Source organism: Escherichia albertii, assembly GCF_028622335.1.
Classification (GTDB): domain Bacteria; phylum Pseudomonadota; class Gammaproteobacteria; order Enterobacterales; family Enterobacteriaceae; genus Escherichia; species Escherichia albertii.
Genome location: NZ_CP117568.1, coordinates 3,001,191 through 3,021,276, shown reverse-complemented (window position 1 = coordinate 3,021,276; position 20,086 = coordinate 3,001,191). Strand labels below are relative to the sequence as shown.

At 51.6% G+C, this 20,086-nt stretch carries 18 protein-coding genes and 4 tRNA genes; 1 reads left to right on the top strand and 21 read right to left on the bottom strand.

Annotation, left to right across the window (positions count from 1 at the left end):
- Positions 1-189: 189 nt before the first annotated feature.
- From PS053_RS14720 to trxA, 21 genes are all read right to left on the bottom strand, one after another.
- On the bottom strand, positions 190-1,425 hold the full coding sequence (locus tag PS053_RS14720; protein ID WP_256879342.1) for an anaerobic sulfatase maturase: 1,236 nt from the start codon (positions 1,423-1,425) through the stop codon (positions 190-192).
- Positions 1,426-1,572: 147 nt separating this feature from the next.
- A tRNA-Pro gene (locus tag PS053_RS14715) sits at positions 1,573-1,649 on the bottom strand.
- A gap of 40 nt (positions 1,650-1,689) precedes the next feature.
- A tRNA-Leu gene (locus PS053_RS14710) sits at positions 1,690-1,776 on the bottom strand.
- A gap of 20 nt (positions 1,777-1,796) precedes the next feature.
- A tRNA-His gene (locus PS053_RS14705) sits at positions 1,797-1,872 on the bottom strand.
- Positions 1,873-1,930: 58 nt separating this feature from the next.
- Positions 1,931-2,007: transfer RNA gene (locus tag PS053_RS14700), tRNA-Arg, on the bottom strand.
- A gap of 102 nt (positions 2,008-2,109) precedes the next feature.
- On the bottom strand, positions 2,110-3,495 hold the full coding sequence (gene thrP, locus PS053_RS14695) for a bifunctional threonine/serine APC transporter ThrP (RefSeq protein ID WP_000774753.1): 1,386 nt from the start codon (positions 3,493-3,495) through the stop codon (positions 2,110-2,112).
- A gap of 188 nt (positions 3,496-3,683) precedes the next feature.
- Entirely contained in the window at positions 3,684-4,424 is a 741-nt protein-coding gene (wecG, locus tag PS053_RS14690) for a lipopolysaccharide N-acetylmannosaminouronosyltransferase (RefSeq protein ID WP_059229072.1), read from the bottom strand.
- Between the two features lie 9 nt (positions 4,425-4,433).
- Positions 4,434-5,780 carry an ECA oligosaccharide polymerase gene (wzyE, locus tag PS053_RS14685; RefSeq protein WP_000055147.1) on the bottom strand — a complete coding sequence of 449 codons (1,347 nt, stop codon included), beginning with the start codon at positions 5,778-5,780 and terminating at the stop codon, positions 4,434-4,436.
- Complete coding sequence (gene rffT / locus PS053_RS14680) at positions 5,777-6,856, bottom strand: TDP-N-acetylfucosamine:lipid II N-acetylfucosaminyltransferase (protein WP_256879343.1); 1,080 nt, start codon at positions 6,854-6,856, stop codon at positions 5,777-5,779. The genes wzyE and rffT overlap by 4 nt, the downstream gene beginning before the upstream one ends.
- Positions 6,853-8,103 carry a lipid III flippase WzxE gene (wzxE, locus tag PS053_RS14675; RefSeq protein ID WP_000050231.1) on the bottom strand — a complete coding sequence of 417 codons (1,251 nt, stop codon included), beginning with the start codon at positions 8,101-8,103 and terminating at the stop codon, positions 6,853-6,855. Before wzxE ends, rffT begins: the two co-directional genes overlap by 4 nt.
- 1 nt (position 8,104) lies before the next feature.
- Complete coding sequence (rffA, locus tag PS053_RS14670; protein ID WP_000612029.1) at positions 8,105-9,235, bottom strand: dTDP-4-amino-4,6-dideoxygalactose transaminase; 1,131 nt, start codon at positions 9,233-9,235, stop codon at positions 8,105-8,107.
- Between the two features lie 4 nt (positions 9,236-9,239).
- Positions 9,240-9,914 carry a dTDP-4-amino-4,6-dideoxy-D-galactose acyltransferase gene (gene rffC, locus PS053_RS14665; protein WP_256879344.1) on the bottom strand — a complete coding sequence of 225 codons (675 nt, stop codon included), beginning with the start codon at positions 9,912-9,914 and terminating at the stop codon, positions 9,240-9,242.
- Positions 9,892-10,773, bottom strand: a complete 882-nt coding sequence (gene rfbA / locus PS053_RS14660; protein WP_000676048.1) for a glucose-1-phosphate thymidylyltransferase RfbA — start codon at positions 10,771-10,773, stop codon at positions 9,892-9,894. The genes rffC and rfbA overlap by 23 nt, the downstream gene beginning before the upstream one ends.
- 6 nt (positions 10,774-10,779) lie before the next feature.
- The gene (gene rffG / locus PS053_RS14655) at positions 10,780-11,847 is read right to left on the bottom strand and encodes a dTDP-glucose 4,6-dehydratase (protein WP_001226766.1); all 1,068 of its coding nucleotides are present in this window, start codon (positions 11,845-11,847) and stop codon (positions 10,780-10,782) included.
- The gene (gene wecC, locus PS053_RS14650; protein WP_059229079.1) at positions 11,847-13,109 is read right to left on the bottom strand and encodes a UDP-N-acetyl-D-mannosamine dehydrogenase; all 1,263 of its coding nucleotides are present in this window, start codon (positions 13,107-13,109) and stop codon (positions 11,847-11,849) included. The genes rffG and wecC overlap by 1 nt, the downstream gene beginning before the upstream one ends.
- The gene (gene wecB, locus PS053_RS14645; RefSeq protein WP_025238014.1) at positions 13,106-14,236 is read right to left on the bottom strand and encodes a non-hydrolyzing UDP-N-acetylglucosamine 2-epimerase; all 1,131 of its coding nucleotides are present in this window, start codon (positions 14,234-14,236) and stop codon (positions 13,106-13,108) included. The genes wecC and wecB overlap by 4 nt, the downstream gene beginning before the upstream one ends.
- A gap of 55 nt (positions 14,237-14,291) precedes the next feature.
- Entirely contained in the window at positions 14,292-15,338 is a 1,047-nt protein-coding gene (wzzE, locus tag PS053_RS14640; RefSeq protein ID WP_000193464.1) for an ECA polysaccharide chain length modulation protein, read from the bottom strand.
- Positions 15,339-15,349: 11 nt separating this feature from the next.
- Positions 15,350-16,453, bottom strand: coding sequence for a UDP-N-acetylglucosamine--undecaprenyl-phosphate N-acetylglucosaminephosphotransferase (gene wecA, locus PS053_RS14635; protein ID WP_256879345.1), 1,104 nt, complete (start codon positions 16,451-16,453; stop codon positions 15,350-15,352).
- Between the two features lie 227 nt (positions 16,454-16,680).
- Positions 16,681-17,940: a transcription termination factor Rho gene (gene rho, locus PS053_RS14630; protein WP_001054527.1), complete on the bottom strand. Its 1,260-nt coding sequence runs from the start codon at positions 17,938-17,940 to the stop codon at positions 16,681-16,683.
- 87 nt (positions 17,941-18,027) lie between these two features.
- Entirely contained in the window at positions 18,028-18,126 is a 99-nt protein-coding gene (locus tag PS053_RS14625) for a rho operon leader peptide (protein ID WP_010335530.1), read from the bottom strand.
- A gap of 139 nt (positions 18,127-18,265) precedes the next feature.
- Positions 18,266-18,595 (bottom strand): thioredoxin TrxA, encoded by a 330-nt coding sequence (gene trxA / locus PS053_RS14620; protein ID WP_001280776.1) that lies wholly within the window; start codon positions 18,593-18,595, stop codon positions 18,266-18,268.
- Between the two features lie 130 nt (positions 18,596-18,725).
- On the opposite strand from trxA, the gene rhlB reads away from it, so the two are divergent.
- Positions 18,726-19,991 carry an ATP-dependent RNA helicase RhlB gene (gene rhlB / locus PS053_RS14615; protein WP_000047487.1) on the top strand — a complete coding sequence of 422 codons (1,266 nt, stop codon included), beginning with the start codon at positions 18,726-18,728 and terminating at the stop codon, positions 19,989-19,991.
- Positions 19,992-20,086 lie beyond the last annotated feature (95 nt).

Sequence of the window (20,086 nt, the reverse complement as noted above, 5' to 3'; positions counted from 1 at the left end):
CGTTATGTAGGCCGGATAAGATGCGCCAGCATCGCATCCGGCGCTATCGCTACATCGGGCTGCGCTGCCATTGCCGGATGCGGCGTGAACGCCTTATCCGGCCTACCAGATCGTACAAATTCAATATATTGCAGCGTTCTGTAGGTCGGATAAGATGCACCAGCATCGCATCCGGCAATCAACCACTTTTTACTTATTCACCACCATCAAATGCGCCTGCATTATGTCGCTGGCCGGGCGACCATGCGCCAGCAAATCAGCCATCGCTTTCAGATACGGCGGTAGATGGCGGAAATAACGCTGATACCCGGCACACAAATAATTCAGCCCCGGTTTACCGCCGGCATCGAGCATGAAGCGATGTTTCGGGCAACCTCCCCAACATGCTTTTAACACGTTGCAACTGCGGCACTGCATCGGTAACTGCTTAAATTTATCTTCACCAAATGCCTGCTGTTGTGAGGAATCGACCATTTCTGCAACCGTCTGCTTATGCATATTCCCCAGTCGATATTGCGGATAAACATAGTGATCGCAGGCATAAACGTCGCCGTTATGCTCAACAATCACCGAGCGTCCGCAGGTCGGCTGATGGTGGCAAACCGCGCCCGGTGCGCCGACAAAATTGGCAAACGCCCATTCGATATTCATTACGAAAATCTTGCCGACGTCGCGTTTGATCCAGTGGTCAAAAATTGCCACCAGAAACTCACCGAACTCATCGGGGCGCACCGACCATTCTGTCAGTTCCCCCTGAATATCACCAGGCGCATGTAATTTCAGTCCATTGCGGGCAGCTGTTTCATCAGCCAGGCGCTCGACCACCGGAATAAACTGGATGAACTCCACGCCTGCATCACGCAAAAACGCATATACCTGCAACGGTTGCTGCGCGCTGGTGCGGTTGACGCAGGTCAGCACGTTATAGTCGACATGATGTTTTTGCAGGAGCGTCAGGGCACGCATCACCAACTTATGCGTGGGTCTACCGCCTTTGGTCACGCGATATTGATTGTGGATCTCAGCCGGACCGTCCAGCGATAACCCAACAAGAAAATGGTTTTCTGCCAGAAATGCACACCATTCGTCATCCAGCAGCACGCCGTTAGTCTGGAAGCTATTACTTATCCGCCTGCCAGCGCCATATTTCACCTGTAACGCTACGGCACGACGGTAAAAATCCAGTCCGAGTAACGTTGGTTCGCCGCCCTGCCAGGTAAAAGCCACTTCGTTTTGTGGTTCGCTGGCGGCGATATAGTGGCGGACATACGCTTCCAGCGTGTCATCGTCCATATGCGTGACTGGCTTTTCGTGGTAAAGGGATTGTTTTTCAAGATAAAAACAGTAGTCACAGTTCAGATTACAATCAGAACCGCTCGGCTTCGCCATAATATGAAAAGCACGCGTCGGAACCTGTTGCAGCATGGTCGCTCCTTGTCTGAAGTCGTCCTTCGATGAGTGTAAGGACGAAATCATACTGCGCGGCAAAACATTACTACGGGCGTTTATTGCGAAGGGGAAGTGATGGAATACACAGAAAACAAAAAACCCCGCCGAAGCGGGGTTCAAAATTGGTCGGCGAGAGAGGATTCGAACCTCCGACCCACTGGTCCCAAACCAGTTGCGCTACCAAGCTGCGCTACTCGCCGAAATACTGCTTTTTGAATTTTAGTTCAACTCTTTAAGTCGTGGTGCGAGGGGGGGGACTTGAACCCCCACGTCCGTAAGGACACTAACACCTGAAGCTAGCGCGTCTACCAATTCCGCCACCTTCGCATTGTCACAACTTCTAATAATGGGGTGGCTAATGGGATTCGAACCCACGACAACTGGAATCACAATCCAGGGCTCTACCAACTGAGCTATAGCCACCACTACAAATCTTGTTACGCGGTATTACTACCACCGCAGCTCAAGCGCCGGGACTAAATGGCGCGCCCGACAGGATTCGAACCTGAGACCTCTGCCTCCGGAGGGCAGCGCTCTATCCAGCTGAGCTACGGGCGCTTAGCGCCGTTGCGGGGGTGGATAATACGGACTTCCCGCCCCTCTGTCTAGTCCCTTTTTAAATAAAATGCGCGTTTGGTTACGGTTTATGCGTTTTGTTGCTTATTCCTCCAGTTTATGCGCTTTACCGTGGCGATTAAGGCCAAAAATTTTATAAATCGCCGTCACCGCCAGCATAAAGATGATGCCGACAAACAGCGACATACGGGTATCTTCATTAAAGTACATGCCGATCAAAACGCAAATCAGGAACACCATTGTTACGTAGTTGGCCCACGGGAACAGAATGGAGCGGAACGGATGACCGGCAATCGCCGCTTTGTGTGCACGACGAAAACGCAACTGGCTTATCAAAATCACAAACCACGGCACCATCCCTGGAAGCACGCTGGCACTGTAGACGTAGACAAACACACGCTGTGGATTGGGGATGATATAGTTCAGGCACGAGCCAATTAGCAGAATAGCAATTGAGACCGCTACCCCCGCAACCGGTACGCCGTGACGGGAAACTTTCGCCATCGCCGCCGGTAACTGACGGTTTTTCGCCAGTGCGTAGAGCATACGTCCACAACTGTACATGCCGCTGTTACAGCCAGAAAGCGCTGCCGTCAGCACCACAAAGTTGATAATACCCGCCGCTGCGGTAATACCGATTTTGGCAAAAGTCAGTACGAACGGGCTGCCGTTGCTGCCTATTTCATTCCACGGGAAGATGGTAACGATAACGAAAATCGCGCCAACGTAGAAAATCAGGATCCGCCACAGCACTTTACCTACCGCACTACGTAGCGTGACCTGTGGATTTTTTGCTTCACCAGCGGTGATGCCAATCAGCTCCACGCCCTGGTAGGACGCCACCACAATACACAATGCGGTCAGGAACCCTTTCCAGCCACCTGCAAAGAAACCGCCATGCTCTGTGAGATTGCTAAAACCAATCGACTGCCCGCCGTTGCCAAAACCAAAGAAAATCACGCCCAGGCCAATGACAATCATCACGATAATCGTGGTAACTTTGATCATTGCGAACCAGAACTCGATTTCGCCGTACAACCGCACCGCCGCCAGATTCGCCAGCGCCACCAGCGCAACAGCAATCAACGCGGGTATCCACTGCGCCATCTCCGGGAACCAGAACTGAACGTAAACGCCGATAGCGGTGATTTCCGAGATCCCCACCGCCATCCACATAAACCAGTAAGACCAGGCGGTGAGATAGCCAAAGAACGGGCTCATATAACGATGTGCATAGACGGCGAATGAACCGGTAACCGGCTCAAGAAACAACATTTCACCCATTGAGCGCATGATGAAAAAGACGAACAGCCCGGCGATGACATAGGCCAGTAGCACCGATGGTCCTGCCCATTTCAGGGTACTGGCGGCTCCCATAAACAGACCAACGCCAATGGTGCCCCCCAGGGCAATGAGTTCAATATGTCGAGCTTCCAGCCCACGCTGTAGCTCTGGTTTGTTATCAGCCATAAATCCTCGTGTTGTGTTTGCATGTTTTCCGGTGTTACCGGTTATCGTTATGGGTACATCGAGTGTTGCAAATGTTTTCGTAATTCAGGAGAAATGGCAAATGAAGCATTAAAAAATTGAATGCTTTGTGTAATAAAACAGCAGAAGGGCGACGGAGTGAGCACCTACGTCGCTTACAGAGGAGAGAATCAGAGATTACCAGTGTAATGCCAGCGTAAATAACGCAGTAAACGCAATTGACGCTTGATACGACTCGGCTGTGATAGCAGGCGATAAAGCCACTCCAGCCCCAGTTTTTGCCAGGCCTCTGGCGCTCGTTTCACATGACCGGTAAAGACATCGTAAGTCCCGCCAACGCCCATATACAGCGCATCCGGGTGCACCAGACGGCAATCGCGCATAAAGATCTCCTGCTTTGGCGATCCCATCGCGACGGTGACGATTTGCGCTCCGCTGGCATGGATACGCTCAAACAACGCCTGCCGCTGCTCGGGTTTAAAATAACCGTCCTGGCTGCCAACGATATTCACATTCCACAGGTCGCGCAGTTTTGCTTCGGTTTGCGCCAGCACCTCCGGTTTACCACCGACAAGAAATACCGGCGTCCCTTCCTTGCCTGCGCGCGCCATCAGCTCTTCCCAGAGATCGGCCCCGGCGACGCGGGAAACCTGCGCCTGCGGGTACTTTTTACGCACTGAACGTACAACGCTGATACCATCAGCATATTTAAATTCGGCAGCGTTAATTAACTCCCTGACCTCAGCATTATCTTCAATGGTCAGCATTTTTTCAGCATTGATGGCTACCAGCGTTCCCTGCTTCAGTTGCCCGTCGGCGAACAGATAATCGAGGGCATGCTGCATATCACGCCAACCAATTAACTGTAAGCCACGCAGCGTATAGGTCGGTGCCGTGGTGGTGTTATTCATTGTTATCCTTCAACTTTGTGACCGGAGCGATGATTTTGTGCGTTTATGAATGAGTCCGGCGCTTTCAAAAAGCCAGTACAACAGTTTTGCGATCATCAGACTTGCGCCGAAGACCACGATAAAAAAGACGACGCGTGAAACAAACGAATCCAGCCCTTCACGCGCCAGCACGATCATATTGAAGATCGCCCCGAAGCAGAAGCTGTGCAAAATCGCCGCTTTATAGCGATTGGTTTCGCGGTTGCCCAGTTCATACAACCAGTCAAACCATTTGATGATCAGCCCAACCACAATCGCCCCCAACGGAATAAACAGTACGCCGCCCATGACAATCAGCGAACCAATAAGCGTAGGCGAGATCGCCAGCCCGGAGTGGTTATTCAGCACTTCCCAGGTGAAATAGTTGGCAGAGTTCAGCACCATACTCGGGCGCCCCGGCCACAGCCAGGAAGGGATAAAGACATAGAAATCACGGACAATCGGCGCCAGCCCCTGGAAGTCGATGTTGTCGTAGTTCTGCAACAACAACGCCAGATTCTCCCACGGCGAAAAGGTATCGCGGGTGAGATAGAGAAACGTATAGAACGCTTCATCGCCGCTCACATTCATTCCATAGCGTTTTAGCGCCAGCCAGAACATGCCAACAATCCCCAGCACGCCCGCCACCGCCAGCATCCACAACGAAATCCAGCCACGAATAATGCCGATAAACAAGAAGATAGCGAATGCGATGATGATATTGGCGCGAGTGCCGCCGACAATCATATAAGTCAACAAACCAAACGCGACGGTGCTGACAAGAAAAAACAGCCACGCTTTGCTGTCCTGGCGCAGAAAGTAGACCACCAGCATCGCCGGGATGAAAAAGTAAAAGAAGCGTTTTAACGCCACACCGGAGACTTCGCTGGAAAAGATTTGACTGTAAGAGTTAAGCCGGAACAGCAAAAAGCCGTTGTGCATGAAGAAGATGCCGACACTCACCAGCGCGATGCCCATCAGAATCCCCCACGTGAGATTGGTCTCCACGCGATTCATGGTAAACAGCGGACGGCGCGGTACATCGACAACGCGTTTGCGTAGGCGAGTTTTGTAGGTGACATAGTAAACCGCATAGAAGCAGCCCGCAGAAAGCAACGCCTGCAACAAGATTTCCGGCGGTGCGACGCTAACATCAAAGCGAAACACCAACACGCTGGTCAGCGGGAAGCCAAAGAAAAAAGTGAGCAAAAACAGCAATGAAAAGAAGACATTGAAGTTAAAGCGCACACGGCGGAATTCAAACCAGGTCAGCGTGGCAATAAACAGCGTGCAAAGCAGCCAGACAACAAACAGGCCACTGAATTGCAGCAGACTCATGCGACCTCCCCGGCGGCAATAGCCAGCGCCCGTTGCCAGCCTTGCAGATAGTTCGGGCTAAAGAAGGCAATGGTGTTTTTATCCACCGACGCCAACTGGCGCTGCGCTTCACGCACAATATCCTCGTTGAGATCGTCGGTAGTAAACAACACCGGCAAATGCTGTTCCGTCATATCCTGCCAGAACGGATTTTCCCGGTTAAGCACACAAGGAATACCCGCCTGAATCAGTAAGCACAGCGTACCAATGCCCTGTTGGCGGGCAAAAATAAAGTAGCCGAGATCGCACTGGCGAAGTAGCGCCAGATAAGCGTCAAACTCCAGTTTTTCGCTCAGAACTTGCAGATTTTCTTCGCTGAATAATTCCAGCCCCACCTGGCGAACGTCGTTGATGTACGCTTCGTTATTAGGCGGATAGCCCATCGGCACCACCACTTTTACCGTATCGCCAAACTGCCGATGAACAGCGCGCAGAGCGGCGATATGCTCATTGCTACGATCGCCGGAGTTCCCCACAAGGATGGTCATTTTCCCTTCACGTTGCCGATCGTTCACCATCGTATTGAGAGAAGGGTCCATCCGCGTCGGGAAGTACAACAGTTCGCCCCGCACCTTTGGATGCGTTTTGGCAAAAAAGCTCAAATCACCGCGAGTGGCAAATACGCAGCCGACCCGCTTTTGCGCCAAACGACGAATGGGATAAAACAGTCTAAATTTCAACCCACTGGAGACTTCATATAAATCTGCCCCCCAGATATGCCAGTAAAACTGACTGGGCTTAATGCCACCGCTAAGCAACGCCAGCCACAGTGCGGTGTTGAACTGACCGTGGAAGAAAAACCGCTGATTGCGATCAGCTTTTGCTTTAGCAATTACCGCTTCTGCCAGCGATTTTTTACCTGGATAAAATTTCACAGAAAGCGCCGGGCAGTTGTCACTTAAGCCGTCGTCCTTACCAGCAACCATAAACTCGCGCGCGTGCTCACTCGTCGCGGCCAGCGCGTCGTTGAAAAACCGCAAAACGGTTCGATTATGGTGAGGGATATCCGATCCCAGAACGTGAATCAGTACAGTCATGCCCGCCTACGCCAGAGTAAAAACACGCCACAACAAAGAGAAAAATAGACGATATAGGTTGCCATATAGGCCTGCGCCGCGCCCAGTGCGCCATGCACGGGGATCAGCCAGTGGGCAAATATCATCAATAAAGTGAACTGGCTAACTTCCGCCAGAATATAAAGCCGTAGCGACGCTTTGGCGATCACCAGATAACCAAAGACATAAGCGCCCACTTTCAACACATCACCCACCAACTGCCAGGCAAAGAGATCGCGCATGGCGGTAAATTTATTCGACAACAGCAGCCAGATGGCAAAATCACGTAACAGCCAGACGGTAAAACTCGCCGCCGCTACCGCCGGTAAGACGAATTTCAGCGATTTAACCACTTCCCGGGTGATATCGCGCTTTTCCGTTAGCCGCGACAACGTGGGCAGTAAATATACGCTGAATGATGCCGTAATAAATTGCAGGTAGGCGTCGGAAATACTGCTCACCCCTTGCCAGATACCCACTTCATCCCAGCTATACTGCGCCGCCAGTAGCTTACGCATCATGATGTACGCAACGGGCAAGGTCACCGACGTAATCAACGCCATAAGCGTAAACTTGCTCAACTGCCCTGCCAGACCGTTATCCCAGCTGGGTTTCAGATAGCTTAACGGGATAACGCCACGCTTCATCAGCATGATGACGGCAGGAATCACCACCAGCGCGGGAATCAACGCCAGCCCCAGCAACGCACCTTCATAACCGCCCAAACGGTAACTGACGTAATAAGCGATGACGCCAATCAAGCTGCCGACCATCAGCGATAACGCATTACCTGCGGCATCGCGAAAGCCTTTCATCAACGCCAGCAACAGGTTGCCCCAGGCAATCCCCATTTGCACCAGCGCCACTAAACGCACCAGTCCCTGATAGTCGATATTACCAAACAATCCCTGGCTGATTGGCGCAGCTGCCAGCACAAAAACCAGCGCCATCAGCGTGGAGAAGCCAAGCACCATTGCAGATGAAGTACCAACCACGCGGCGCAGCTGCTGCGGATTATCATGGTGCTGGGCAACGTACTTAGTTACACCGTTAAAGATACCCGCTCCCGCCAGTACGCCGAGCACGGTAATCAACTGGCGGAAATTCGCCGCCAACCCCAGTCCAGCCGGACCAAATGACACCGCCAGTAATTTACCAACCAGTAACCCGGCACCAATCTTGACCAGCGTACTGGCCGCCGTCCACAAAGACGCTTTTGCCAGTGACATATCAGGAGAAGTAGTTCAATAAGGTCGCAATTACCGTGCGCTGATTGACGGGCGACAGGTTATAGAACAGCGGCAGGCGCAGCAAACGCTCACTCTCTTTGGTGGTGTAACGATCTTCGCCATGGAATTCACCAAAGTGTTCACCCGCCGGGCTTGCGTGTAGCGGAATATAGTGGAACACCGCCATGATTTCCGCTTCTTTCAGGAAGTTTATCAACGCGCTCCGGTCATCAATATCCCGCAGTTTAATGTAGAACATATGCGCATTCTGCACGCAACCATCGGGAATAGACGGCAGTTCGATACGCCCAGCTTTCGCCAGAGGTGTTAACGCATCGTAGTAGTTTTGCCACAGCGCCAGGCGCTGCTGGTTGATGCGATCCGCCGCTTCCAGTTGCGCCCACAGGTACGCCGCTTGCAGATCGGACATCAAATAGCTGGAACCGATATCGCGCCAGGTATATTTATCAACCTGCCCACGGAAGAACTGGCTGCGGTTAGTACCTTTTTCACGGATGATCTCCGCTCGCTCGATCAACGCGTTATCGTTAATCAGCGTCGCACCGCCTTCACCGCCCGCCGTGTAGTTTTTGGTTTCATGGAAGCTAAAGCAGCCAATATGACCAATGGTTCCCAGCGCACGCCCCTTGTAAGTGGACATCACGCCCTGAGCGGCATCTTCCACCACAAACAGATTATGCTTTTTCGCCAGCGCCATTATAGTGTCCATTTCACAGGCCACCCCCGCGTAATGCACCGGCACAATAACGCGCGTTTTGTCGGTGATCGCCGCTTCAATCAGCGTTTCGTCGATGTTCATGGTATCCGGGCGAATATCGACAAAGACGATTTTTGCCCCACGCAGTACAAAAGCGTTAGCGGTGGAGACAAAAGTGTAGCTCGGCATGATCACTTCATCGCCCGGCTGAATATCCAGCAACAGCGCCGCCATCTCCAGAGAAGCGGTACAGGAAGGCGTTAACAACACTTTGGCACTGCCAAAACGTTGTTCCAGCCACTGCTGACAGCGACGGGTAAAACCACCATCGCCGCACAGTTTGCCGCTGCCCATAGCCGACTGCATATAGTCGAGTTCGGTTCCCACCACCGGCGGAGCGTTAAATGGAATCATGTGATCACCTGTATAACCAGTATGCAGTGCTTTCTACATTCGCACCGCTTTGTATGTATCGTTTAAGCGCGGCGGTGTTGCCCATCTGGGTCGCCACCCGCAAAGTTGTTTTACCGCGAGCATACGCCCAGTTTAGCGCCGCCTGCATCAACTGTTCACCTGCTCCACGCCCTGCCAACAAACCAATTCGCACATCGGTGGCGTTCAACTCCCGCAGGGAAACATAGCCGCGAATAGCGCCAGACGCCGAACGTAAAACCAGACATTGATGATCAAAGGTGCCGCGCACGGCATTTTCAATCCACTGCGCATAAAAGCGACCGCTGGCGTCAGGCGCATACCACGGCGCACGAAAACGGCTTTGCACAAATGCAGCACTGGCTAACTGACGTAATGCGGGAATATCAGTCTCTTGTGCCACTTCCGCATTGCTTTCACCAACATTAGTCACCGGTAACGCCAAATCGATTTCACCTTCCACCAGTATGAATCCCAACTGTTGCAGAGCATCCAGCTCAGCGGTGTTTAATGCGGCAATTTTGGCCTGCACCCGCGACCACGGCGCTAACGCGTCTGGCGTCAAGAGAGGCGCTTCAGCACTGATGCGCACAATGGCGCTGTTAACGCCAAAGAAGGCATTTTCCCAGATGAGTGGTTCAATACTGGCGCGGACGGGCACGGAGTAACTCCAGCAGATATTGGCCGTAACCGGTTTTCGCCAGCGAACTTGCGGCGCGCTTCACGCCTTCGTCGTCGAGCCAGCCGTTGCGCCAGGCGATCTCTTCCAGACAGGCAATCTTAAAGCCCTGGCGTTTTTCCACCGTCTGTACAAAGGTACTGGCTTCAATCAGGCTGTCGTGAGTGCCGGTGTCCAGCCAGGCAAATCCGCGCCCCAGTAGTTCAACGGTCAGGTTACCTGCCTCCAGATACATTTGATTAATGGAGGTTATTTCCAACTCACCGCGTTCCGACGGCTTCACCTGCTTCGCGTACTCCACCACGCTGCTGTCGTAGAAATAAAGTCCGGTTACCGCCCAGTTTGATTTCGGCTGCTTTGGCTTTTCTTCCAGTGAAATGGCGCGGAAATTATCGTCAAACTCCACGACGCCGAAGCGTTCTGGATCCATCACCTGATAGCCAAAAATCGTCGCGCCTTCCGTACGCGCCGCAACATGCCGCAGTTTCGGGCTGAAACCCTGACCAAAAAAGATATTATCGCCCAGCACCAGGCAGGAAGGTTCACCGTTAAGGAAGGTTTCACCGATGATAAACGCCTGCGCCAGGCCGTCCGGGCTGGGCTGTTCTGCATATTCCAGATGGATACCGAACTCGCTGCCATCGCCCAGCAGGCGCTGAAAATAACCTTTATCTTCCGGCGTGGTGATGATGAGAATTTCGCGGATACCCGCCAGCATCAGCACCGACAACGGATAGTAAATCATTGGTTTATCGTAAATCGGCAGTAGCTGCTTCGACACACCGCGCGTAATCGGGTGCAGGCGAGTGCCAGAACCGCCCGCCAGGATAATCCCTTTCATGTCTGCTTACCCCTTCAGCCCCAAACGTTCGCCCTGATAGCTGCCGTCCTGTACCTGCTTCCACCAGCTTTCATTGGTCAGATACCACTGCACTGTTTTACGCATACCACTTTCAAAAGTTTCCTGCGGCAGCCAGCCAAGTTCACGGGCAATTTTCGAGGCATCGATGGCATAACGTAAATCATGCCCAGGACGATCGGCAACAAAGGTGATCAGGTCACGATAGTGCGCCACACCCTGCGGTTTGTTTGGTGCCAGTTCTTCCAGCAGTTCGCAAATGGTTTCCACCACATCGAGATTCTTACGCTCGTTGTGACCACCAATATTATAGGTTTCACCGATTTTTCCGGTGGTCGCCACGCAATACAGCGCGCGAGCGTGGTCTTCGACATACAGCCAGTCACGGATTTGCTGCCCGTTGCCATATACCGGTAGCGGTTTACCCGCCAGCGCGTTGAGGATCATCAGCGGGATCAGTTTTTCCGGGAAGTGATAAGGGCCGTAGTTATTCGAGCAGTTGGTGATAAGCGTCGGCAGACCGTAGGTACGCAACCAGGCGCGGACCAGATGATCGCTGCTGGCTTTTGACGCGGAATAAGGACTACTCGGCGCATACGGCGTGGTTTCGGTGAAGAAATCATCCGTAGAGTGCAGGTCGCCATACACTTCGTCGGTAGAGATATGGTGGAAACGGAAAGCCGATTTTTTATCATCCGCCAGCGTATTCCAGTAAGCCCGCGCCGCTTCAAGAAGTGTGTAAGTACCCACAATGTTGGTTTCGATAAATGCCGCCGGACCGTCGATAGAACGGTCAACGTGACTTTCCGCCGCCAGATGCATCACACAGTCAGGTTGATGCCGGGCAAAAACGCGCGCCAACTCTGCCCGATCACAAACATCAACTTTCTCAAAGGCAAAGCGATCGCTCTGTGCGACCGGTGCCAGCGACATTAAGTTTCCAGCGTAGGTCAGTTTATCGACAACCACTACCGCATCACGGGTTTCGTTGATGATATAACGCACCAGCGCCGAGCCAATAAACCCGGCACCACCTGTCACCAGAATTTTTCTCATCAGCGCCAGACTCCTTTAACATCAACAATATATTGCTGACGAACGTTGTCGCCATTGATAACTTTGAACTGACTATGATCGACCAGCATCACCAACACATCAGCCGTCGCCAGCGCGTCATCAAGCTGCGCCAGCGTGCAAAGCCCGGTCAGTTTTTTCGGCAACTGGTGAATGTTCGGTTCGACAACCAGCGTTTCACCACTGTGCCATTGCGCGATCAGTTCAGCGATTTCCATCGCCGGACTTTCGCGCAGGTCATCAATATTCGGCTTAAACGCCAGCCCAAAGCAGGCAATTTTTAGCTCGCTGGCGCGTTTATCAGTGGCGGCCAGACAATCAGCTACCGTCGCTTTCACCTGATCAATTACCCAAAAAGGTTTGTGATCATTCACTTCCCGGGCAGTACGAATAAGGCGAGCCTGCTGCGGGTTCTGCGCCACAATAAACCACGGATCAACAGCGATGCAGTGACCGCCCACGCCCGGACCAGGCTGCAGAATATTGACGCGAGGGTGACGATTGGCCAGACGAATCAATTCCCAGACGTTAATTCCCTGATCGGCGCAAATCAGCGACAGTTCATTAGCGAAGGCAATATTCACATCGCGGAAGCTGTTTTCGGTCAGCTTACACATTTCCGCCGTCCGCGAGTTAGTGACGACACACTCACCTTCAAGGAAGATTTTGTACAATTCGCTGGCGCGCGCCGAGCAAACTGGCGTCATACCGCCAATCACGCGATCATTTTTAATCAGCTCAACCATCACCTGTCCTGGCAGCACGCGCTCCGGGCAGTAGGCAATATTCACGTCCGCCTGCTCGCCGACTTGCTGCGGAAAGGTCAAGTCCGGGCGCATCTCTGCTAACCATTCTGCCATTTTCTCGGTTGCCCCTACCGGAGAGGTGGATTCAAGGATCACCAGCGCGCCTTTTTTCAGTACTGGCGCGATGGAACGGGCAGCCGATTCAACATAGGCCATATCCGGCTCATGATCGCCTTTAAACGGCGTCGGTACAGCAATCAGCCAGGCATCGGCCTCAACGGGCATGGTACTCGCTCGCAAAAAACCCTCTTCCACGGCAGTTTTTACCACGCTCGCCAAATCAGGTTCGACGATATGGATTTCGCCACGATTGATGGTATCAACCGTCTGTTGGTTGATATCGACGCCAATCACCTGTTTTTGTCGGGAGGCAAACGCCGCCGCCGTCGGCAGCCCAATGTAACCCAATCCAATGACAGAAATGGTCGCAAAACTCATAGTGATATCCGATTATTTTTTAACGCTTCCAAAATGCGAGAGCATGCCTGACCATCACCATATGGGTTATGGGCGCGGCTCATGGTTTGATATTCGTTTTCGTCTTCTAAAAGACGCGTCACTTCCTCGACAATCCGCTGCTTATCCGTGCCAACCAGACGCACCGTACCCGCTGTTACCGCTTCCGGGCGCTCAGTGGTATCGCGCATCACCAGTACCGGTTTCCCCAGCGATGGCGCTTCTTCCTGAATGCCGCCGGAATCGGTCAAAATCAGCCAGGCGTGGTTCATCAGCCAGACAAACGGTAAATACTCTTGCGGATCGATCAGAATAACGTTTTTCACGTGCCCCAGAATGCGATTGACCGGTTCTCTGACATTCGGATTGAGATGTACCGGATAGACAATCTGGATGTCCTGGTGAGTCGTGGCGATTTCCGCCAGCGCATGGCAGATCTCCTCAAAGCCGCGACCGAAACTTTCGCGTCGGTGACCGGTCACCAGAATCATTCTTTTATCAGGGTCGATAAACGGGTAATTCGCCGCCAGCGCTGTTCGTTGCGCGTTGCTGTTCATAACCTGATCGCGCACCCACAACAAGGCGTCGATGACCGTATTACCGGTAATGAAGATTCGACTATCAGCGACGTTCTCACGCAGCAGGTTTTGCCGCGACGTTTCGGTAGGGGAAAAGTGATACATCGCCAGATGCCCGGTCAACGTGCGGTTAGCCTCTTCCGGCCACGGCGAGTAGAGATCGCCCGTGCGCAACCCCGCCTCAACGTGACCAACCGGAATACGCTGATAAAACGCTGCCAGACTGGTAGCCAGCGTGGTGGTGGTATCGCCGTGCACCAGCACCACATCAGGTTTGAACTCGGCAAGAATAGGTTTTAGCCCTTCCAGGATCCGACAGGTTATTTCAGTCAGTCCCTGTCCCGGCTGCATTATGTTGAGATCGTAGTCAGGTACAATGGAAAAGAGTTTTAGCACCTGATCGAGCATCTCCCGATGCTGCGCAGTGACGCAAACTTTAGCCTCAAAAAAAGGATCTTTTGCCAACGCATGCACCAACGGCGCCATCTTAATGGCTTCCGGGCGCGTGCCAAATACAGTCAGTACTTTCACATCGATTCTCTTCGAAAAAGCGGCGAGCTCTCAGGCGCTCGCCGCAGCAGTGTTGCTATTTCGAGCAACGGCGGGTTAATGCGACACCAGCCCCGATCAGCCCCCCGACAATGCCCCACATAATCATCAGGAAGGCCCGACGCGGGCTATCGCGTTTTACCGGTTCTTCCGGCGTACGCAAATAGCGATAGGTCTGAAAACGCGGATCCAGGGTTGGACCAACATTAAGGGTGTTCAACATAGCCCGATTCTGATCATAGTCGAGATCAAAGGCCGGGCCGACGGCCTGTAAATTTTCTAACCGCGCCTGCAGCATAGGGCGCCCAAGCAGAAACATTTCTGAATCAGGCAATTCATCCGCAGGAACGTCTGTCGCACTGCGAGAGATATTATGTTGTTCGGCAATTTTGAGCGCCTGCTCAATGCTGTTTACCCGGCGGTCGTAGATCGCTTTCGCAACCTCTTCCTGACGCTTTACCTGAGCTTTCGTCTGGATGGTGCGCGCAGCCCATGCGCCTTTCAGCTCATCATTCAAATGGCTGGCCGCGCGCTGACTCGCGAATGCGACATACTGACGCAGCAGGTTATTAGCATCGGGGGCGGTTTCGGCAATCAATTTCACGTTGTCATTGATTGCACGGGCAGAATCACCGGGAATAAACTGGATGTTGTTGATCATTTCATCCAGCAACGCTGCATCGGCTTTACTGTTACCGACCATCCGCTGTTTATAATAGTCCGTCTGCAGCCAGAAATCGCGGCGGGTATCCCACGACGCCAGTTGCATAACAAACTCTTTATAGGCTTCGTCCATTACCGATGGCTGATCGGCAGGTGTCGTACCGGCGCGCTCATCCAGGTTACGCAGAAACTGCTGTTGCGAGTAGTATCCCCCCAACATATTCACCGTTGGACGATCGGTAATCGCCGTCGCGCTCCACTCCTGACGGGCAAAAAATGTATATGCCAGCGCGATTAAAGCAAACGCCAGTCCCATGCCTACAATCCACAGCTTCCCAGCCCACAAGGTACGAAACAACCCACGAATATCCAGTTCATTTTCAGCATTTTCGGCTGGTTTCCCAGGCATTGGTTGCGTCATTACATCCTCGTTTATTTGGTTAAGTTGGGGCTGCCACCACGATTTCTGCGCAGTCGGCGTTTCACACGCTTAATAAAGCGAGCAACCTTCCAGGCACGCTTAATACAATAGCCATAGAGGAAGAATGCTAGCAAAAAGAGCACCAGCATGACCCATTCAGGGACAAAATGCGTATATTCAGCTAGTACGCCTATTGCCGCAAGTATGGATGCAGCAAACGTAATGAGAACAAATGCCTGGCGGGAAGTAAACCCGGCGCGCATGATCAAATGATGAATGTGTTGACGATCAGGTGAAAAAGGACTCATTCCTTTTCGCAAGCGACGGTACATAATCGCCACCATATCCATCAACGGTATAGCAATAATCCATAAAGCAGTCACCGGATTAATCGGATGCGTTTTGCCCTGGGTGGTTTCCAGCAGGATCCAGATAACGGTGAAACCGATCAATGTACTGCCAGCATCCCCCATAAAGACTTTGTAGCGACGACCCAGAATACCGAGATTTAACATGATATAAGGCAGGATGGCAGCAATCATCGCAAAGCACCAGATCGCGAGACTGATTTGTCCATCAAACCACATAATAGTGCCAATTGCTGCAAATGAAACACAGGATAATCCTCCAAGCAGGCCATCTATACCATCGACCATATTAAAGGCGTTAATCGCGGCCCAAACAGCAAACAAGGTCAGAAAATAACCGAACGGCCCTAACTCCATCTCCCAAAAACCAAAGATATATCCAAGGCTACTAAGGTAAAGCTTACCTTTTACTATCATCAAAATAGCAATGGCGGCCTGAACGATCGCTCGGATTTTAACGCTGATATCAAAACGATCATCCAGCGCCCCAACAAAGACGAGTACACCTGCGCTGAGGAGGTATAAAGAAGCATGAGGTATATAAGCATTTGAAAATAAAAACATAAAAGAGATTCCTGCAAACACAGAAATCCCACCAACCAAAGGAACCGCCCCATGGTGACGTTTACGAAAGTTAGGTTTATCCACTAACCCAATTTTTATTGCAGCTTTGCGTGCTAAAAAAATAAAAATGGTTGTGAATAAAAAAATAGAGATCAACTCAGACAAAATTGCAAGTAAGTTCACAATACTTGTGCTCTTAGCATGTATTTAATTTCCTTAAAGTATAATGTTCTACCGTTACTTTTCGGAAGATGTATTCTACTTTTACATTGCTTAGGGGGCTTACCCTATTCCCCCAACGCGTTACATATCAATTACAGCATGAATAAGCTTACCTGAAAATACACATAAGATGAGTAGTAAAAGCAAAACGCCACGTAAACACGTGGCGTTTTTGGCATAAGACAAATTTATGAGCGTTTCATCATCTCGAAGAAATCGTCATTGGTCTTGGTCATCGCCAGTTTATTGATGAGGAACTCCATTGCATCGATTTCACCCATCGGGTGAATGATTTTACGCAGGATCCACATTTTCTGCAGCTCTTCCTGGGTAGTGAGCAGCTCTTCTTTACGCGTACCGGAACGGTTGTAGTCGATAGCCGGGAAGACGCGTTTTTCAGCGATCTTACGAGAGAGGTGCAGCTCCATGTTGCCTGTACCTTTAAACTCTTCGTAGATAACTTCGTCCATTTTGGAACCCGTGTCGATCAGCGCCGTTGCGATGATCGTCAGACTACCGCCCTCTTCCACGTTACGCGCAGCGCCGAAGAAGCGTTTCGGACGATGCAGAGCGTTAGCATCCACACCACCAGTCAGCACTTTACCAGACGCCGGAACTACGGTGTTGTAGGCGCGCGCCAGACGGGTGATGGAGTCGAGCAGGATGATAACGTCTTTTTTGTGCTCAACCAGGCGTTTTGCCTTCTCGATCACCATTTCCGCAACCTGAACGTGGCGAGATGCCGGTTCATCAAAGGTAGAAGCCACAACCTCACCTTTCACCAGACGCTGCATCTCGGTCACTTCTTCTGGACGTTCGTCGATCAACAGAACCATCAGTACACAGTCTGGATGGTTGTAGGCAATGCTCTGGGCGATATTCTGCAGCAGCATGGTTTTACCCGCTTTCGGCGGCGCCACTATCAGACCACGTTGACCACGACCGATCGGCGATGCCAGATCCAGTACGCGCGCCGTTAAATCTTCAGTAGAACCGTTACCGCGTTCCATACGCAGACGAGAATTTGCGTGCAGCGGGGTTAAGTTCTCAAAGAGGATTTTGTTGCGGGCGTTTTCAGGTTTGTCGAAGTTAACTTCGTTAACTTTCAGCAGCGCAAAATAGCGTTCACCTTCTTTCGGCGGGCGAATCTTACCAGAGATGGTATCACCAGTGCGGAGGTTAAAACGGCGGATTTGGCTGGGGGAAACGTAGATGTCATCAGGGCCGGCGAGGTAGGAGCTGTCTGCGGAACGGAGGAAACCAAATCCATCCTGCAATATCTCCAGTACGCCATCACCAAAGATATCTTCGCCACTCTTTGCGTGCTGCTTCAGGATGGCAAAAATAATGTCCTGCTTACGCATACGAGCCAGATTTTCCAGCCCCATATTTTCGCCGAGAGTGATCAGCTCAGAAACCGGCGTATTCTTTAATTCGGTAAGATTCATAGTGGTGTGAGTTCTTAAACTTGGGGTAAATCTCGAACTTAATGTTGTGAATGGTATGGCAGGATCATCCATGCCTGTTTACGGTTATCAGCTCATGTCTTTTCGCTGTCTGGTCACAAGAGAGTACGCAGAACTGAAACGACAAGACGGATTGAGTGACAAACCAGAAATCTGTTCACTTCGCATTAGATAAAAACGGGAAGCGTTGGATATTACAAGATTCAAACTTAATAAGGTAAGTTTAATACGAAGTCAACATTAAGTTAGCATGGCTCACGCCGGGCGTCCAGTTTTTAGCGACGGGGCACCCGAACATGACGTTCCCTTATGCCAGGTTGGCGTCGAGGAACTCTTTAAGTTGGCCTTTAGACAGAGCGCCCACTTTGGTTGCCGCCACTTCACCGTTTTTGAACAGCAGCAGAGTCGGAATGCCACGGATGCCATATTTCGGCGCAGTGCCAGGATTCTGATCGATGTTCAGTTTTGCAACGGTCAGTTTGCCCTGATATTCGTCAGCGATTTCATCCAGAATCGGGGCGATCATTTTGCACGGACCGCACCACTCTGCCCAGAAATCGACGAGGATCGCCCCGTCCGCTTTGAGTACATCCGTGTCAAAACTGTCGTCAGTCAGGTGAATAATTTTATCGCTCATATATAACTCCACAGGAATAAGCCTGGCGTGTTGGTTTCGTTGTTGGTGTAACATTAACCAACTAAAGGTTGACTTTATTTCACCGGATACGCTTTCGTAAAGCAATAGTAAGCTGATATTCTATCACACTATGAGCAAAACACATTTAACAGAACAGAAGTTTTCCGACTTCGCCCTGCATCCGAAGGTTGTAGAAGCCCTTGAAAAAAAAGGGTTTCATAACTGCACGCCCATTCAGGCACTGGCCCTTCCGCTGACGCTGGCGGGTCGTGACGTAGCCGGGCAGGCGCAAACCGGTACCGGGAAAACGATGGCGTTTCTTACGTCTTCTTTTCATTATCTTCTCTCTCATCCCGCGATTGCCGATCGCAAGGTGAACCAGCCACGTGCCTTAATTATGGCACCGACGCGTGAACTTGCCGTGCAGATCCACGCCGATGCGGAACCGCTGGCGCAGGCAACCGGCCTGAAGCTGGGGCTGGCTTACGGTGGCGATGGCTACGACAAACAGCTGAAAGTGCTGGAAAGCGGCGTTGACATTCTGATTGGCACCACGGGGCGTTTGATTGACTACGCCAAGCAGAACCACATTAACCTCGGCGCCATTCAAGTAGTCGTGCTGGACGAAGCAGATCGTATGTACGATCTGGGCTTTATTAAAGATATCCGCTGGCTGTTCCGCCGCATGCCGCCTGCGAATCAGCGCCTCAACATGCTGTTCTCCGCCACGCTTTCGTACCGGGTACGTGAACTGGCGTTCGAGCAGATGAACAACGCCGAATACATCGAAGTGGAACCGGAACAGAAAACGGGCCACCGCATTAAAGAAGAGCTTTTCTACCCTTCTAACGAAGAAAAAATGCGTTTGCTGCAAACGCTGATCGAAGAAGAGTGGCCAGACAGAGCGATTATTTTCGCTAACACTAAACATCGTTGTGAAGATATCTGGGGTCACCTGGCTGCAGATGGTCATCGTGTCGGTTTGTTAACTGGCGATGTAGCACAGAAAAAACGCCTGCGCATTCTCGAAGAATTTACCCGCGGCGATCTGGATATTTTAGTTGCCACCGACGTTGCCGCGCGTGGTTTGCATATCCCGGCCGTGACACACGTCTTTAACTACGATTTACCTGATGACTGTGAAGATTACGTTCACCGTATCGGTCGTACCGGGCGCGCAGGAGCAAGTGGTCACTCCATTAGCCTGGCGTGTGAAGAATATGCGTTGAATTTGCCTGCAATTGAAACCTATATTGGTCACTCAATTCCGGTAAGCAAATACAATCCAGACGCATTGATGACCGATCTGCCAAAACCGCTGCGCCTGACACGCACGCGCCCAGGTAATGGTCCGCGTCGTACTGGCGCTCCGCGTAATCGTCGTCGTTCGGGTTAAATAAACAATGCCATACTCAAAATCATTCAAACTGCATCAAGATGGCAAGAAAATGAGTCCCGATGGGCTTACTGTAGCGCAGTCAATGCAGAGAC

What these genes read in the sequence shown, in the direction of transcription:
- wzzE (WP_000193464.1), bottom strand. Translation starts at nt 15,338, where the DNA reads ATGACGCAACCAATGCCTGGGAAACCAGCCGAAAATGCTGAAAATGAA.
- rho (WP_001054527.1), bottom strand. Translation starts at nt 17,940, where the DNA reads ATGAATCTTACCGAATTAAAGAATACGCCGGTTTCTGAGCTGATCACT.
- rffA (WP_000612029.1), bottom strand. Translation starts at nt 9,235, where the DNA reads ATGATTCCATTTAACGCTCCGCCGGTGGTGGGAACCGAACTCGACTAT.
- PS053_RS14720 (WP_256879342.1), bottom strand. Translation starts at nt 1,425, where the DNA reads ATGCTGCAACAGGTTCCGACGCGTGCTTTTCATATTATGGCGAAGCCG.
- rfbA (WP_000676048.1), bottom strand. Translation starts at nt 10,773, where the DNA reads ATGAAAGGGATTATCCTGGCGGGCGGTTCTGGCACTCGCCTGCACCCG.
- wzxE (WP_000050231.1), bottom strand. Translation starts at nt 8,103, where the DNA reads ATGTCACTGGCAAAAGCGTCTTTGTGGACGGCGGCCAGTACGCTGGTC.
- wzyE (WP_000055147.1), bottom strand. Translation starts at nt 5,780, where the DNA reads ATGAGTCTGCTGCAATTCAGTGGCCTGTTTGTTGTCTGGCTGCTTTGC.
- wecG (WP_059229072.1), bottom strand. Translation starts at nt 4,424, where the DNA reads ATGAATAACACCACCACGGCACCGACCTATACGCTGCGTGGCTTACAG.
- thrP (WP_000774753.1), bottom strand. Translation starts at nt 3,495, where the DNA reads ATGGCTGATAACAAACCAGAGCTACAGCGTGGGCTGGAAGCTCGACAT.
- wecC (WP_059229079.1), bottom strand. Translation starts at nt 13,109, where the DNA reads ATGAGTTTTGCGACCATTTCTGTCATTGGATTGGGTTACATTGGGCTG.
- PS053_RS14625 (WP_010335530.1), bottom strand. Translation starts at nt 18,126, where the DNA reads ATGCGAAGTGAACAGATTTCTGGTTTGTCACTCAATCCGTCTTGTCGT.
- trxA (WP_001280776.1), bottom strand. Translation starts at nt 18,595, where the DNA reads ATGAGCGATAAAATTATTCACCTGACTGACGACAGTTTTGACACGGAT.
- rffT (WP_256879343.1), bottom strand. Translation starts at nt 6,856, where the DNA reads ATGACTGTACTGATTCACGTTCTGGGATCGGATATCCCTCACCATAAT.
- rhlB (WP_000047487.1), top strand. Translation starts at nt 18,726, where the DNA reads ATGAGCAAAACACATTTAACAGAACAGAAGTTTTCCGACTTCGCCCTG.
- rffG (WP_001226766.1), bottom strand. Translation starts at nt 11,847, where the DNA reads ATGAGAAAAATTCTGGTGACAGGTGGTGCCGGGTTTATTGGCTCGGCG.